13 protein-coding genes are annotated in these 14,562 nt (G+C 40.0%); 1 reads left to right on the top strand and 12 read right to left on the bottom strand.

The window, feature by feature from the left end:
- Nucleotides 1-92 precede the first annotated feature (92 nt).
- The 3 genes from SporoP32a_RS15620 to SporoP32a_RS15610 form a co-directional block, all read right to left on the bottom strand.
- Nucleotides 93-851 carry an exodeoxyribonuclease III gene (locus SporoP32a_RS15620; RefSeq protein WP_085428751.1) on the bottom strand — a complete coding sequence of 253 codons (759 nt, stop codon included), beginning with the start codon at nt 849-851 and terminating at the stop codon, nt 93-95.
- Between the two features lie 20 nt (nt 852-871).
- A complete protein-coding gene (locus tag SporoP32a_RS15615) occupies nt 872-1,783 on the bottom strand; it encodes a pseudouridine-5'-phosphate glycosidase (RefSeq protein ID WP_085428750.1) in 912 nt (303 codons plus the stop codon).
- A 63-nt stretch (nt 1,784-1,846) separates the two neighbouring features.
- Nucleotides 1,847-2,971: an NAD(P)/FAD-dependent oxidoreductase gene (locus SporoP32a_RS15610; RefSeq protein WP_085428749.1), complete on the bottom strand. Its 1,125-nt coding sequence runs from the start codon at nt 2,969-2,971 to the stop codon at nt 1,847-1,849.
- Between the two features lie 130 nt (nt 2,972-3,101).
- Here SporoP32a_RS15610 and SporoP32a_RS15605 point away from each other — a divergent pair, with 130 nt between their 5' ends.
- Nucleotides 3,102-4,202 carry a branched-chain amino acid aminotransferase gene (locus tag SporoP32a_RS15605; protein WP_369823266.1) on the top strand — a complete coding sequence of 367 codons (1,101 nt, stop codon included), beginning with the start codon at nt 3,102-3,104 and terminating at the stop codon, nt 4,200-4,202.
- Between the two features lie 45 nt (nt 4,203-4,247).
- Here the strand turns inward: SporoP32a_RS15605 and SporoP32a_RS15600 are convergent, their stop codons facing one another.
- From SporoP32a_RS15600 to SporoP32a_RS15560, 9 genes are all read right to left on the bottom strand, one after another.
- Nucleotides 4,248-5,045: an ABC transporter ATP-binding protein gene (locus SporoP32a_RS15600; protein WP_085428747.1), complete on the bottom strand. Its 798-nt coding sequence runs from the start codon at nt 5,043-5,045 to the stop codon at nt 4,248-4,250.
- Nucleotides 5,020-6,063: an ABC transporter permease gene (locus tag SporoP32a_RS15595; protein ID WP_085428746.1), complete on the bottom strand. Its 1,044-nt coding sequence runs from the start codon at nt 6,061-6,063 to the stop codon at nt 5,020-5,022. The genes SporoP32a_RS15600 and SporoP32a_RS15595 overlap by 26 nt, the downstream gene beginning before the upstream one ends.
- A gap of 23 nt (nt 6,064-6,086) precedes the next feature.
- Complete coding sequence (locus tag SporoP32a_RS15590) at nt 6,087-7,097, bottom strand: ABC transporter substrate-binding protein (protein ID WP_085428745.1); 1,011 nt, start codon at nt 7,095-7,097, stop codon at nt 6,087-6,089.
- 238 nt (nt 7,098-7,335) lie between these two features.
- Complete coding sequence (locus SporoP32a_RS15585; RefSeq protein WP_085428744.1) at nt 7,336-8,085, bottom strand: amino acid ABC transporter ATP-binding protein; 750 nt, start codon at nt 8,083-8,085, stop codon at nt 7,336-7,338.
- A gap of 12 nt (nt 8,086-8,097) precedes the next feature.
- The gene (locus tag SporoP32a_RS15580) at nt 8,098-8,757 is read right to left on the bottom strand and encodes an amino acid ABC transporter permease (RefSeq protein ID WP_085428743.1); all 660 of its coding nucleotides are present in this window, start codon (nt 8,755-8,757) and stop codon (nt 8,098-8,100) included.
- A gap of 109 nt (nt 8,758-8,866) precedes the next feature.
- The gene (locus SporoP32a_RS15575; protein ID WP_085428742.1) at nt 8,867-9,670 is read right to left on the bottom strand and encodes an amino acid ABC transporter substrate-binding protein; all 804 of its coding nucleotides are present in this window, start codon (nt 9,668-9,670) and stop codon (nt 8,867-8,869) included.
- Between the two features lie 168 nt (nt 9,671-9,838).
- Nucleotides 9,839-11,230 carry a SpoVR family protein gene (locus SporoP32a_RS15570; RefSeq protein WP_369823271.1) on the bottom strand — a complete coding sequence of 464 codons (1,392 nt, stop codon included), beginning with the start codon at nt 11,228-11,230 and terminating at the stop codon, nt 9,839-9,841.
- A complete protein-coding gene (gene yhbH, locus SporoP32a_RS15565; protein WP_085428740.1) occupies nt 11,227-12,387 on the bottom strand; it encodes a sporulation protein YhbH in 1,161 nt (386 codons plus the stop codon). The genes SporoP32a_RS15570 and yhbH overlap by 4 nt, the downstream gene beginning before the upstream one ends.
- 155 nt (nt 12,388-12,542) lie before the next feature.
- Complete coding sequence (locus SporoP32a_RS15560) at nt 12,543-14,441, bottom strand: PrkA family serine protein kinase (RefSeq protein WP_420542300.1); 1,899 nt, start codon at nt 14,439-14,441, stop codon at nt 12,543-12,545.
- Nucleotides 14,442-14,562 lie beyond the last annotated feature (121 nt).

Here is a 14,562-nt window from a genome sequence, read left to right as displayed (position 1 = left end):
CGCAACACAAGTTTGACTTGTGTTGCGATTTTTATTTTACAGCTTCAGTATCCTCCAACTAAACAGGTTAATTTCAGATGCACTGGCTCTAATTAGTATATTTCTAACTCTGCAGAAATTGGACAATGATCACTGCCCATGATTTCTGAATGAATGGCTGTCGCTTCTAAAGCTGACTGAAGGCGTTCTGAAATGATAATATAATCAATCCGCCAGCCGATATTTCGTGCACGTACGTCGCGCATATAAGACCACCACGTATAACTTCCTTCGAGATCCGGATTCATAAAGCGAAATGTATCAAAGAATCCCGTATCTAATAGCCGTGTCATTTTTCCACGTTCTTCATTCGTGAACCCTGAATTACCAATGTTTGATTTCACGTTACGAATATCAATTTCTTCATGCGCTACGTTTAAATCTCCGCAATAGATGACTGGCTTGATGGCATCAAGCGACTGTAAATGCTCGAGTAATTCATCTTCCCATGCCAATCGAAATGATAATCGTGCCAAGTCCCGTTGCGAATTAGGTGTATAACAATTGACGAGAAAGAACTCTTCAAATTCTAGCGTCAGCACTCGTCCTTCTGCTTCGTGATCTAGATCATTCAATCCATAGCGTACAGATAGAGGCGTTTTTTTCGTAAACACCGTTGTACCGGAATATCCTTTTTTCTCTGCATAGTTCCAGTAAGATTCATAGCCATCGAAAGAAAGATCGATTTGTCCTTCTTGGCATTTGATCTCCTGGACACAAAATATATCTGCTTGTGCATGTTCAAAAAAGTCACTGAATCCTTTTTTCACACATGCTCTAATACCATTCACGTTCCAAGATACTACTTTCAATGCTACACAACCTATCCCTATTAATTACCGTTAAAACTCACTGCCAATTTTGCAGCTAGTTCTGCGTTTGACTTCACCAACGCGATATTGGCTTCGAGGCTTTTACCGCCTGTCATTTCCTGAACTCTTTTTAACATATGTGGTGTGAGATTTTTCCCGCTAATGCCCAATTCTCCAGCTTCTTTAAGCGCATCTGAAACCAATCCATCCATATACTCTTGATCCATCGCATATTCTTCAGGAATAGGATTGGCGATAATCGCACTTCCTTCCAAGCCTAGATTCCATTTAACACGTAACATCTCTGCCATCATATCGATTTCATCCACTCGATAGTCTACATGATGTGCACTGCTTCTTGTATAGAATGCAGGGAAAATATCCGTTTGATATCCCATCACAGGTACACCTTTCGTTTCCAAGTATTCAAGTGTCTTGCCAAGATCCAAAATGGATTTTGCTCCAGAACAAACAACCGCAACACTGGTACGTGCGAATTCTTCTAGATCAGCAGATATATCCATCGTTTGTTCTACGTTTCTATGCACGCCACCAATTGCTCCCGTCGTGAACACGCGGATTCGCGCCAAGTCCGCAAAAAACATTGATGCAGCAACCGTTGTTGCCCCCGGCTTTTTAGTCGCAATCAAATAACTAATATCGCGTCTGGACGCTTTAACTACACCTTTGCTATCACCGAAACGTTCCAGTTCTTCATCGGTTAGCCCTATTTTTATTTTCCCGTCCATAATGGCAATAGTTGCCGGAACCGCTCCGTGATCACGCACAATCTGCTGAACTTCACGTGCAGCTTTTACATTTTCCGGATATGGCATACCATACGTAATTATTGTGGATTCCAATGCGACTAACGGCTTGCCGTATTTCATCGCTTCTTTTACTTCCTCCGAATATGAAACATATCTTCTCATAAGAATCTTCCCCCTGACCGATCAATCGCTATATATTCATAATAGTCATTATACGCACTTTATTCAATGATCTTCGGAAATTATTTGGTTGATGGAGTAGCTTTCTAAATCCCATCCTGTTTCTTGATTTAGTACTAGCTGGGATAAAAGCTTGCCAAGAAGTGGGCCGACTGTTAATCCAGATGATCCAAGACCATTAGCAATCCAAATTTGTGGGTGGTCTGGCAGTTGGCCAATCACCGGCATAAAATTCGGTGTATGCGGACGGATACCTACTCGGACTTCAGTTAATTCTGCTTCGCCTAGTGCAGGTGCAATGGGTAAAATATTCGTTAACACTTCAAGTATACCGCCAGCTGTCTGCTGTATATTAAAGTCGTCTGTATCTTCGTGTGTCGCACCTGCTATGAATTTTCCGTCTTGAAATGGTACAAGGTACTGAGTGTTTGGTGGCATAATGACTGGCCATTCGCCGGACGTATTTTGATTGGATTGTAAATGAAGGATTTGCGCTTTCTGTCCAGCTACTTGTAAATTCTTGCCTAAAGGTTTTATAAATTCACTTGCCCATGCACCTGCTGCCAAGATGATTTGATCGCCTTCTATAATTTCTCCATTCACTCTGACACCACAGACTTTCCCTTCTTTTATATAAGGTGTGGCGGAGCCTTTTATACTTTGTACACCATGTTTGACTGAAATACGTTCCAATGCATCGCGAAGTTTATCCCCTTCTACTTTGGCTGCGCCTGAAATACGAACTGCTGAATACTCTCTAGACAGAACGGGAAAATAATTTGCTGTCTGCTCTGCGTCTAGTAATTCCACATCACCAATCTCGGGGGAGAGTTCTTTTCTTTTATTCAGTAATTCGACTTTCTTCTCTAAACGCTTTATATCTGTGTGAATCGCCAAAGCCCCTACTTTCTTATACCCTGTATCGGTCTCACCATGGTTTTCCAATGAACGAATGAATTCAGGATAATACGCAGCACCAGCTGATGCCAATGCATACCATGCTTTATTTCGCCGCTGGGATGCCCAAGGACAAATAATTCCTGCCGCGGCTTTCGTCGCCTGTCCTGGCTCTTGTCTATCGATCAATACAACTTCTGCTTGTCGACCAGATAAGTGATACGCAGCAGAAATACCGACGATTCCAGAGCCGATAATCAATACTTTTTTCATAAGATCATGTTCCTTTCTTAAATTGTTTTACTATTCGTCAAACTTTTTACTTTATTTTTCTTGAAAAAGCAGTATAATTACATTATTCGGACTTAAATATTCGGAATATTCTACATCTTAAGGAGATTTGATGATTATGACAAGATTACCAATGCAAATTCAACTTGCACAAAATAAAAAAGAAAAGCCAGACCCTAGCACCTTAGTTTTCGGTAAGACATTTACGGACCACATGCTTATTATAGACTATGAGGAAGGCAAAGGTTGGCATAATCATCGCATTACTCCTTACGCTCCATTAGCACTTGATCCTGCTGCAATCGTGCTGCATTACGGACAAACGGTTTTTGAAGGAATGAAAGCATATCGTTCCAAGGAAGGAACTATTCGTTTATTCCGTCCCGATCAAAACTTTAAGCGCTTGAATTACTCACTTGACCGTTTATGCATGCCGCGGATCGATGAAGAAAACGCATTATACGCCCTTAATCAGTTATTGCAAATCGAGCAGGATTGGATTCCTACACTAGAAGGAACGTCTTTGTACATCCGTCCATTCGTCATTGCAACTGAAGCTTTCCTAGGCGTAGCACCAGCAAAGAAATATCAATTTTACATGATTTTGTCTCCTGTTGGTTCTTACTACAAAGAAGGAATTCACCCAGTCAAAATCCTTGTGGAAAATGAATTCGTGCGAGCTTCAAAAGGTGGAACTGGCAGCGCCAAAACAGCAGGTAATTATGCATCCGCTTTAAAGGCGCAGGAGACAGCAGATAAACAAGGTTACTCACAAGTTTTATGGCTCGATAGCACAGAGCGTAAATACGTTGAAGAAGTAGGAAGCATGAATATCTTCTTCAAAATAAATGGTGAAGTTGTAACACCCGCAATCAACGGCAGCATCCTCGAGGGCATTACACGAAAATCAATCTTGCAATTGCTACGACACTGGGATGTACCCGTAGCAGAGCGCAAAATCTCGATGGATGAAATCCGATCTGCTTACGAAAGCGGTGAACTAGAAGAAGTCTTCGGTACAGGTACAGCTGCTGTTATTTCGCCTGTCGGTGAACTGAATTGGGACGGTTATAAAATGATCATCGGTAACGGTGAAACGGGTGAACTTTCCACTCGACTATATAACACATTAACGAATATCCAAACCGGTAAAGAAAAAGATCCGTTTGATTGGGTATATGAAATCAAGAAACATATTGCACAGCTTGCCTAACACAAAAATGGCCCCTGTTTCCAAACCGGAAACAGGGGCTTTCTTTTATACAGAAAGTAGTGCAGCATCACTAGTAAGTTGTTCTCCACGTATGCGCTGGAATTCATCCATCAATTTTGCAATCGTTAAGTGCTTCTTCTGTTCTTCTTCCACTTCTAGGATGATCTGTCCCTTATCCATCATAATCAAACGATTTCCAAGGTCAAGCGCCTGCTGCATATTATGTGTTACCATCAAAGTCGTTAGTTGATCTTTCTCAACCAATCTCTTCGTTAAGTCCGTAATAAGCTCCGCACGCGATGGATCGAGTGCAGCCGTGTGCTCGTCGAGTAAGAGAATAGATGGTTGCGTGAAGGTCGCCATAAGCAAAGACAACGCTTGACGCTCACCGCCTGACAGCAATCCTACATTAGCCGTCATTCGATCTTCAAGATTCAAGTGCAACGTCTCCAGGGACGTCCGGAATAAATCCTTCCGTTTCTTATCCACTCCTCGATGCAAAGAACGCCGTCTATTACGTGAATAGGCCATTGCCAGATTTTCTTCGATCGTCATAGTAGGTGCTGTACCTGACATTGGATCTTGGAATACTCGTCCAATCATTTTGGAACGTTTATATTCCGCCAAACGTGTAACATCTTTATTATCGATATAAATAGAACCGAAATCCGGTGATAGTGCACCTGAGATCATATTCATCATCGTTGACTTGCCCGCACCGTTACTGCCTATTACTGTAACGAAATCACCAGGCTTTAGATGCAGATTAATCTGGTCCAGCGCTACTTTTTCATCCGGAGTCGACTCATTAAACACTTTATTGATGTGATCCAGTTTCAACAACGCTATGACCTCCTCGTAACGATTTCTTCGCTATCCGTTCAGCTTGCCTTTTCGCTTTACGCTTCTTTTCCCGTCTTTTCTCAAGAACTTGTGGAATAATCAATGCGGCAATTACGATAACGGCTGTGATCAATTTCATATCACCAGAATCTAGAATTTTCACACGCAGTGATAATCCTAGTACAATACGGTAAATCACGGCACCGATCACTACCGCTAACGTTGTACGGAAGATGGTTTTTGTTCCGAAGATTGCCTCACCGATAATAACAGATGCCAATCCGATGATAATCATACCAATTCCCATTCCGTTATCGGCAAATTTCCCGTATTGTGCAATCAATGAACCCGAGAAAGCTACTAATGCGTTAGAAATTCCTAATCCGAGAATAACGAGTGTATCAGTATTTGCAGAGAAACTGCGAATCATCTTTTTGTTGTCGCCCGTCGCACGGATTGCCAAACCAACTTCGGTTTGCAAGAACCAGTCCGCAATAAACTTAATAATAATCACAACTAAAATCATCAAAATCAATGTTCCCCAAGTTGAAGGTAAATGTTCAATACCAAGTCCCGCCAAGAAGCCGTTGATTGCTTCATCAACTCCAAGACCACTCCAGAAAACTTGGAACTTGCTAAAAATCGTTTCTGAATTTAAAAGCGGAATATTTGGGCGGCCTACTGAATTTTCGGTAGTCAGTCCCATTATCCGAAGGTTTATCGAGTAAAGAGCTATCATCATGAGAATTCCGGATAAAAGTGGATTAATTTTTCCTTTGGTATGTAATAAACCGGTTATACATCCAGCAAAAAAGCCGACCACAATCGCGGTAAGTGTTGCAACAAGTGGATGATAGTCAAAAACGATCATCGTAGCTGCTACTGCTGCACCTGTTACAAAACTTCCGTCCACTGTTAAATCTGGAAAATCAAGCACCCGAAATGTTAGATACACTCCGAGTGCCATGATCGCATAGATGATACCCTGCTCAACTGAGCCAAATACAGCTGAAAACATGCAAGATCATCTCCTAGTTGAATTTATTCTACAACTTCTGCATTCCAATCTTCTTGAATCTTCAAGCCGATTGCATTTGCTGTTTCTTCATTCATTACCAATTTCAAATTTTGGGGTAACTGGACAGGCATTGAATCAGGAGTTTCTTCTCCCTTTAGAATCTTAACTGCCATTTCACCAGCTTCATAACCAATATCATAGTATTCAAAGCCGTACGCTCCAAGCCCGCCACGTTTCACTGAATCGAATTCACCAACCATCATTGGAATCTTATTGTCATTCGCAACAGAAATAACTGATTCAAGAGCTGATACCACGGTGTTATCCGTAATGATATAAAACGAGTCTACTGAACCAATCAAAGATTCAGCTGCTTGTTTTACGTCTGCTGAAGTTGCAACAGATGCTTCTACAACTTCCATATCCATATCTTTAAGAATTTCTTTCACGTGGTCCACTTGCAAACGGGAATTTTGTTCTCCTGAGTTGAAGATCATTCCTACTTTTTTTGCACTTAAATTTTCTTTCAAGAATTTCATTGTGTTTGGAATTGCATCCGGATGATTATCCGTTGTACCCGTAACATTACCACCGGGTTCTTCATTAGATGCAACAAGTTCTGCAGCTACTGCATCAGTTACAGATGTGAAGATGATCGGAATATCTTGAGTCGCGCTAGCTGCTGCTTGAGCACTTGGTGTAGAGTTAGCAAAAATCAAGTCCACTCCTGCACCCGCTAAGTTATTTGCAATCGTTGAGTTGGAACTATTATCATTTTGTGCATTTTGTTTGTCATACTCGACATTCAATCCTGCATCTTCAATTGCTTTTTGGAACCCCTCAAATGCAGCATCCAAAGATGGGTGTTCTACAATTTGTGTAACACCAATTGTGTATTTTTCTTCAGTACTTGCTTTGTCATCATTTTTATCATCTGCTGCTGAATCAGATGACTCCTCTTTTCCACCACATGCAGCCAAAATGAGCACAATACTGAATAGTGCTGCTGCATAAGTCATCCAACGTTTCTTCATTTAAATCCCCCTATACTATGATCTATCACTTTTTCGATATATTCAGAAAAGGTAATAATTATACGTAATCGTACCCTTTACTACGTTATTCGTCAATGGATTATTCAATATTTTGTGTGAATTCACATAAGTTTATGAACGATCCATCCAAATTTTTCATATACTACAATAATTCCAAGAGAAATAATAAATTAGACATAAAAAAGTCATGCGGTTATTTTAATCGCATGACTTTTTGTTATTCACTTAATTCATGATTCAAAAATAGTTTCGTACGAAGTTCTTTTGGGGATTTGATGACTTCATCGGGAGTACCTGATTCAATGATCCTTCCATCGTCCATGAAGATCACATGATTCGCGACATTGCTTGCAAATTCCATTTCATGCGTCACCACAATCATGGTCATATGTTCTTCTGCTAGATTTTTCATAACCTCTAGTACTTCTTTCGTCAATTGAGGATCCAGTGCGGATGTCGGTTCATCGAATAATAATATATCGGGATCCATCATTAACGCCCTCGCAATCGCAACGCGCTGTTTCTGGCCACCTGAAAGTCTAGAAGGTAGTTCGTTAGCTTTTGAAGCCAATCCAACTTTTTCAAGTAACTCGATACTTCTATCACCATAATCTTTGGCTTTCTCTTTCTTCACAAGTTTAGGTGCAAGCTCCAAGTTCTGTTTAACCGTTAAATGCGGAAAAAGGTTGAACTGTTGAAAAACCATACCCATTTTCGAGTTGATTACCTTACTATCAGAAGGGTTTGCATAAACGCCATCTTTAACTAAGTAATCCCCGTCAACAGCAATACTGCCGCCACCTACTTGCTCTAACTGAATCAAACTTCTTAGCATCGTACTTTTTCCAGATCCCGACGGTCCGATAATGGCCATTACATCATTCTTTTGAACATCAAACGATATATCTTTCAATACTTCCAATGGCCCGAATGATTTCTGTAAGTTGCGTACTTCAATGAAAGACATAGTTTTCTCTCCTCATTCGTATTGCAGCTTTCTCTCTAAATACTTGAATACTACAGTTAACCCAAAAGCAATCAACAGGTAAATACCCGCCGCAATAAAGAACGGAATGATGGTGAAATCTCTGTTGACGACTGTTTGAGCATAGTGGAGCAGTTCAGGAACGGCTACCGCGTATAAAAGGGCTGTATCCTTTACTAAAGACACCGATTCATTCGCAATGGGTGGCAATGTTACACGGAACATCTGTGGTAAAATCACACGCACCGTTGTCTGCCATTTCGATAATCCTAGTACTTGTGAAGCTTCATATTGTCCTTTATCGATGGAGAGTAATCCACCACGGAATATTTCAGCAAAGTACGCTGAATAGTTCAAAATAAACGCAAGTGTAGCCGCCACAAAACGGTCAAACACCAAATACTCACCAATTACCGGCAGAAGTGGTAAACCAAAAACAAAGAACAATAGCTGTAATAACAAAGGGGTCCCACGCATGACGTATATAAAAGTCTGCGCCAAATAAGAAATTGGTTTAATACTACTTCTTACGGCAAGTGTCAGCAGGAATCCGAGTGGAATAGATAGGACAATCGCTATTACGAATAATAAGACAGTCGCTTTAGCTCCTTCCAGCATAGGAATCAGCATGGACATAAAATATTCATAGCTCATTAGTTAATTCCTCCAAAAAACCATTCAAGGTTTTATGTACTTCTCTTACTATATTAATACTAACGGAAGTCACTACTGCAACTTCCGTCAATATTCCTTATTCTACATCTCAACGAAGAACTTTGTCTTCTCCGAACCATTCTGTGGAGATTTCAGCTGCAGTACCATCTTCATTCATAGTGTCTAACGCTTTTTGAAGATTTTCAAGTAATTCTTCATTGCCTTTTTTCACACCCACACCGTATTCTTCCACGGCTAATGATCCCTCTACTTTTGCAAAGACGCCTTCTTCTGTTGTCATATAATAATCAATAACGACTTCATCAATTACAACCGCATCGAGACGGCCAGTTTTTAAATCAGTCAATGCCAGAACATTGTCCGAGAACTCCGTGACATTCTTCACTTTTTCATGGATTGGATGACTCTCGAGAGCTGGACCAGCAGAAGATAATGCCTGCACGCCCACAATTTTACCATCCAAGTCTTCAATCGCATTTACTTCAGAATCAGCTAATGTGACTACGACTTGGTTATTATCTAAATAAGGCTTCGTAAATAATACTTTTTCTTCTCTTTCTTTAGTGATCGTATAACCATTCCAAATCAAATCGATACGTCCACTACTAAGTTCAGTTTCTTTAGTTTTCCAGTCAATAGGTTGGAACTTCGCCGTAGCTCCCATATGTTCAGCCGCAGCCGTTGCCATGTCAATATCGAAACCGACTAAATTATTTTTGTCATCACGGAACCCCATTGGTGCAAATTTATCATCAACACCGATGATGATTTCTTTTGTTCCTTCTTTACCTGTGTCCGATGTCGATTTATCTTCTTCAGAAGACTTGCCCGAACAGCCCGCCAGCACTAAGAATAATGCAGCGAATAATAAAGCAAGAGTGGTCTTTTTCATGTATTTTCCTCTTTTCTCAACTCTTTAGTACGTTAATGAGTTAGTATACTATAAAAATAACATTAGATGCACAAAATGAAAAGTAGCAAAATAAAAAACTGAAGGCAATCTCCATATTACTGGAGTTGTCTTCAGCCTTAAAATAAGCTATTGGCCTTACTCTTTCCGTTATTTACTTCTTCTAAACACTTTGTGACCATCGTATGAAAAAACAAGAGGTTTATTTTCAAGTATAGTCTCAATGTGCACGATGCGCCCCCAGAGTTGATGGATATGTGGCAGGACGTGCTCTAAATAAGGTAGATCCAGTTCTGTTTCTTCGTATCGATGAACTAGGTAGAGCTCGCCATTCCTCATATAATCACCGTCTTCAACTACTATATAGGGGAATCCGCCATTCACCCGTTGTCCAATTAGTTGATTCCGGACAGCTTCAGTCTGTTTATCAGAGACTTTGTATTGATTATCCTCCTTTTGGAAAACGTATAAATCTTCTTGTTTGATTAGGTCATCGGTCAAGTAATTACGAATGAATGATGTGTCATTTTCTATTTCACGTGCTTCAAATATTTTTTCGCGTCCTGACATCGCCTCCTCACCACGTGCATTAGCTTCTTTAGCCAATAGATCGTAGCGCTTTTCAATGTCTTCATACATTTTAACACCTAGATAGTATGGATTGATCGAGGTCTTAGAAGGTTGCAGTACACTTGCGTTCAGTTTTGCAAATTCGATGGTCTCGGATGGTGTTAAATCCATTTGGCGCAGGATTGTTTGATGCCAATAAGATGCCCAGCCTTCATTCATGATTTTCGTTTCTAATTGTGGCCAGAAATAGAGCATTTCTTCTCTTAACATGGTTAGGATATCTGCTTGCCATTCTGTAAGATTGCGACTATTTTCAAGTATAAATAATAAAATATCTTTTTGTTGTTCTTTCGGATTCTTTTTATGCATCTCAATTGCTTGCTGACCAGGAATAGTTCGTTGATCCAGACCCCATAAATCTTCATAAACAGACCTTCGGGGCGGTTTCACAATTGAAGGAGACGGAATAATGTCGCGCATAATACTAGGGTCAACGTGTTCTTGAATGGCTAATACCGCATCAAGAAATGTCTCTACACGTTTCTTACCATAGCGTACCTCGTAGTCTGCAATCCGTTCCGCTGTAGCTGACATACTTTCGACCATGTCTTTACGCGTCTTTGAGAAATAGATATTATTCTTAAAAAAATCACAATGTGCTAATACGTGCGCGATGATCAATTTATTTTGAATTAAACTATTCGTATTTAATAAGAATGCATAACATGGATTTGAATTAATAACTAACTCATAGATCTTGCTCAAACCAATGTCATACTGCAATTTCATCTTATGGAATTGCTTACCGAAACTCCAATGTGTGAAACGTGTTGGCATTCCGTAAGCGCCAAATGTATATAGTATATCTGCCGGGCAGATTTCGTAGCGCATCGGGTAAAAGTCAAGTCCAAAACCACTGGCAATCTCCGTGATTTCATCAATTGCATAATATAGTGCCTGTTGATCGGTCAGCGTAATCCCTCCGTTCGCTTTTCGAAAAACTTCTTAAGTGCATAGTAAACGTCACGGTTTTTCTGTAAAATATAGTAATTAAATTTAGGATGTTCAATGGATTTATACGCAGACATTAATGTGGACATTCTTCGATGTTCATTGACCTCTGCGTAGCCGAACATATTGGATATTGCTAATAATTCATCCACGTGTTCCAGACACTTCTTATTATCACTCGTCATATTCTCCCCATCTGAAAAATGCACGGAGTATATATTATAACTTGCAGGGGGATAAGACTCCCTGATGACTTCCAGTGCTTTACTATAGGCAGATGAACATCTCGTACCGCCACTTTCTCCTTTATTAAAAAAGTTTTCTTCTGTCACTACCTTCGCTTCTGTATGATGCGCAATGAATTCGATTTCTACAGTTTCATACTTTGTCCGTAAAAACTTCGTCATCCAAAAAAAGAAACTACGTGCCATATATTTCTCAAATTTCCCCATTGAACCACTAGTATCCATCATGGCAATGACTACCGCTTTAGATTGTGGTTTTTCCACGGGATTCCATGTTTTAAATCGTAGATCATCTTCCAAAATCGGTGCAACTTCTGCTTTTCCATTCATTGCATTACGTTTAATAGCCGATAATAATGTTCTTTTTTTATCAATATTTCCGATTAAACCTTTTTTACGAATATCCGTGAAATCGATATCTTCAATGGTTGTGACAGACTGTTCTTTTTGTTCCAAGTCTGGTAATTCCAGCTCTTTAAAGAACATCTCTTCTAATTCTTCAATCGAAACTTCGGTTTCATAGATATCTTCGCCTGGCTGATCACCAGCTTCTTTCCCATCGCCAGGTTGTGCTTGTTTTTCTCCTTGTGCTACGACATCTCCTACTGCACTATCCCCTTTACCTTGGCCAACGTGCTTGGACTTATCATGGTTGTATCTAATTTTAAATTCATCCAATGAGCGAATCGGTATTTTCACCATGTCATTTCCGTTTGAAAGGATAATGTTCTCTTCACTGATTAAGTCAGGTAGATTACTTTTTAATACTTCGTTTATTTTATCCAGATGGCGTTGCTGATCCTGGTGACCTTTGCGATGGAGAGACCAATTTTCTTCAGTGACAACGAATCGACTTTTCTGATTTTCTTCCACTCGTATCCCCGCCTATCTCTCGAACAATTTGTTTCCTTATCATATGCGGTGGCCATTTGAATATTGACAAAATAAAAGAGACCTCTTGAATTGAGGTCTCTCGTTTCACATTACATAGGCTGGCAATATCGTATAGGTAGGAATTACAAACGTACTTATCTATTCAATAAACTTCCCACGTACCGCAACAGTTCATTTGCCGAGACGGAGTTGTAGCCGTGTTCATCTACTAAACGCGCTACTACTTCATTCATTTTCTTCAGCTGCGTTTCATCTGGTGTGGCAGAAGTCGTAGTGATCTTCACAACGTCCTTTAGATCAGCGAAAAGCTTTTTCTGAATTGCTTCACGCAAGCGATCGTGGGAGCGATAATCAAAGCGCTGGTGTTTCCTCGCGTATGCGGAGATACGGATTAAAATCTCTTCTCTGAATGCTTTTTTTGCATTCTCCGAAATACCTATTTGCTCTTCTAGGGAACGCATCAACTTTTCATCTGGATTAATTTCTTCACCTGTAAGTGGATCGCGTAATTTGTTTTTATTGCAATATGCTTCGACGTTATCCAAATAATTATCCATCAATGTTTTAGCGGACTCTTCATAGGAATACACGAAAGCTTTCTGGACTTCTTTTTTCGCAATTTCATCATACTCTTTACGCGCCATAGAAATATAGTTCATATAGGTGTCACGATCCTCGGACGAAATAGAGGCATGCTGATCAAAGCCGTCTTTTAATGAACGCAATACATCCAGCGCGTTAATGCTAGGGACTTCTTTTCGAATGATAGCAGAAGAAATACGGTTGATGACGTAGCGTGGATCAATTCCGTCCATACCTTCATCGATAAATTCGTTCTTTAGTTCTTCTGCGTCTGCATCGTTGAAGCCTTCGACATTCTGACCATCATACAAACGTAGCTTTTTCAAACGATCAATACCTTGTTTCTTCGATGCTTTCAAACGCGTAAGAACAGAAAAAATAGCAGCTACGCGCAGCGCATGTGGTGCGATGTGCACGTGAGCTATATCACTATCACGTATCATTTTTTCATAGATTTTTTCTTCAGCACTCACTTTCAGATTGTACGGAACTGGAATGACAATCATTCTAGAGTGAAGCGCTTCGTTCTTTTTATTGCTGATGAATGAACGATATTCCGTCTCATTCGTATGTGCGACAATTAGTTCATCTGCACTAATCAGCGCAAAGCGGCCTGCCTTGAAATTCCCTTCCTGGGTTAAGGACAATAAATGCCAAAGAAACTTTTCATCAAGTTTCAGCATTTCTTGGAATTCCATCATGCCACGATTTGCTATATTCAATTCCCCATCAAATCGATAAGCACGCGGATCCGATTCGGAACCAAATTCAGCAATAGTCGAGAAGTCTATGCTCCCAGTCAAATCGGCAATATCCTGTGACTTTGGATCGGAAGGTGTGAATGTTCCAATTCCTACTCGACGATCCTCTGAAAATAAGATACGTTCTACTATCACATTTTCAATCTTACCCCCAAATTCTTCGTCAACACGCAATTGATTCAGAGGCGATAAACTACCTTCAATTCGTATACCATATTCTTCAAGGAATGACTTCCTTAAAGATTCGGGAATCAAATGCAATGGATCCTCATGCATTGGACATCCTTTGATAGCATATACCGCCCCTTCGTCTGTACGTGAAAAGGCTTCGAGTCCGCGTTTTAACATCGAAACGATAGTAGATTTACCACCACTGACAGGTCCCATTAGTAACAATACGCGTTTTTTAACATCTAAACGCTTTGCTGCCGGATGAAAATACTCTTCTACTAATCGTTCGATGGACTCTTCTAAACCATATAACTCTTGATCAAAGAAATTATAGACTTTCTTACCGTCCTTCTTTTCAATACCTGCACTTTTTATCATTTCATAAATACGGGAATGAGCAGTTTGTGCCACTTCTTTACGCTCTTTTATTAAATTTAAATACTCTAGGAATGTACCTTCCCATTTTAACTGATTTTCTTCTTTGCGATAATTATGCAACTGACGAATAATATCCAACATATCTCCTCCAATTAGGCTATGATGTATTATCTTATGTCCACGAAGTGTAAAACATTCATCACGTACTTTGGAGAAAAATATAAAACCTAATATTTACACTACTTTCTTTCTGGCCAATTGT

Origin of the sequence: Sporosarcina ureae, from assembly GCF_002109325.1 — a bacterium.
Lineage (GTDB): Bacteria > Bacillota > Bacilli > Bacillales_A > Planococcaceae > Sporosarcina > Sporosarcina ureae_C.
The sequence above is the reverse complement of the archived record's forward strand: the minus strand, read 5'-3'. Positions and strand labels throughout refer to the sequence as shown.

What these genes read in the sequence shown, in the direction of transcription:
- SporoP32a_RS15615 (WP_085428750.1), bottom strand. Translation starts at nt 1,783, where the DNA reads ATGAGAAGATATGTTTCATATTCGGAGGAAGTAAAAGAAGCGATGAAA.
- SporoP32a_RS15575 (WP_085428742.1), bottom strand. Translation starts at nt 9,670, where the DNA reads ATGAAAAAGACCACTCTTGCTTTATTATTCGCTGCATTATTCTTAGTG.
- SporoP32a_RS15580 (WP_085428743.1), bottom strand. Translation starts at nt 8,757, where the DNA reads ATGAGCTATGAATATTTTATGTCCATGCTGATTCCTATGCTGGAAGGA.
- SporoP32a_RS15595 (WP_085428746.1), bottom strand. Translation starts at nt 6,063, where the DNA reads ATGTTTTCAGCTGTATTTGGCTCAGTTGAGCAGGGTATCATCTATGCG.
- SporoP32a_RS15590 (WP_085428745.1), bottom strand. Translation starts at nt 7,097, where the DNA reads ATGAAGAAACGTTGGATGACTTATGCAGCAGCACTATTCAGTATTGTG.
- SporoP32a_RS15560 (WP_420542300.1), bottom strand. Translation starts at nt 14,441, where the DNA reads ATGTTGGATATTATTCGTCAGTTGCATAATTATCGCAAAGAAGAAAAT.
- SporoP32a_RS15610 (WP_085428749.1), bottom strand. Translation starts at nt 2,971, where the DNA reads ATGAAAAAAGTATTGATTATCGGCTCTGGAATCGTCGGTATTTCTGCT.
- SporoP32a_RS15585 (WP_085428744.1), bottom strand. Translation starts at nt 8,085, where the DNA reads ATGTCTTTCATTGAAGTACGCAACTTACAGAAATCATTCGGGCCATTG.
- SporoP32a_RS15605 (WP_369823266.1), top strand. Translation starts at nt 3,102, where the DNA reads ATGATTATGACAAGATTACCAATGCAAATTCAACTTGCACAAAATAAA.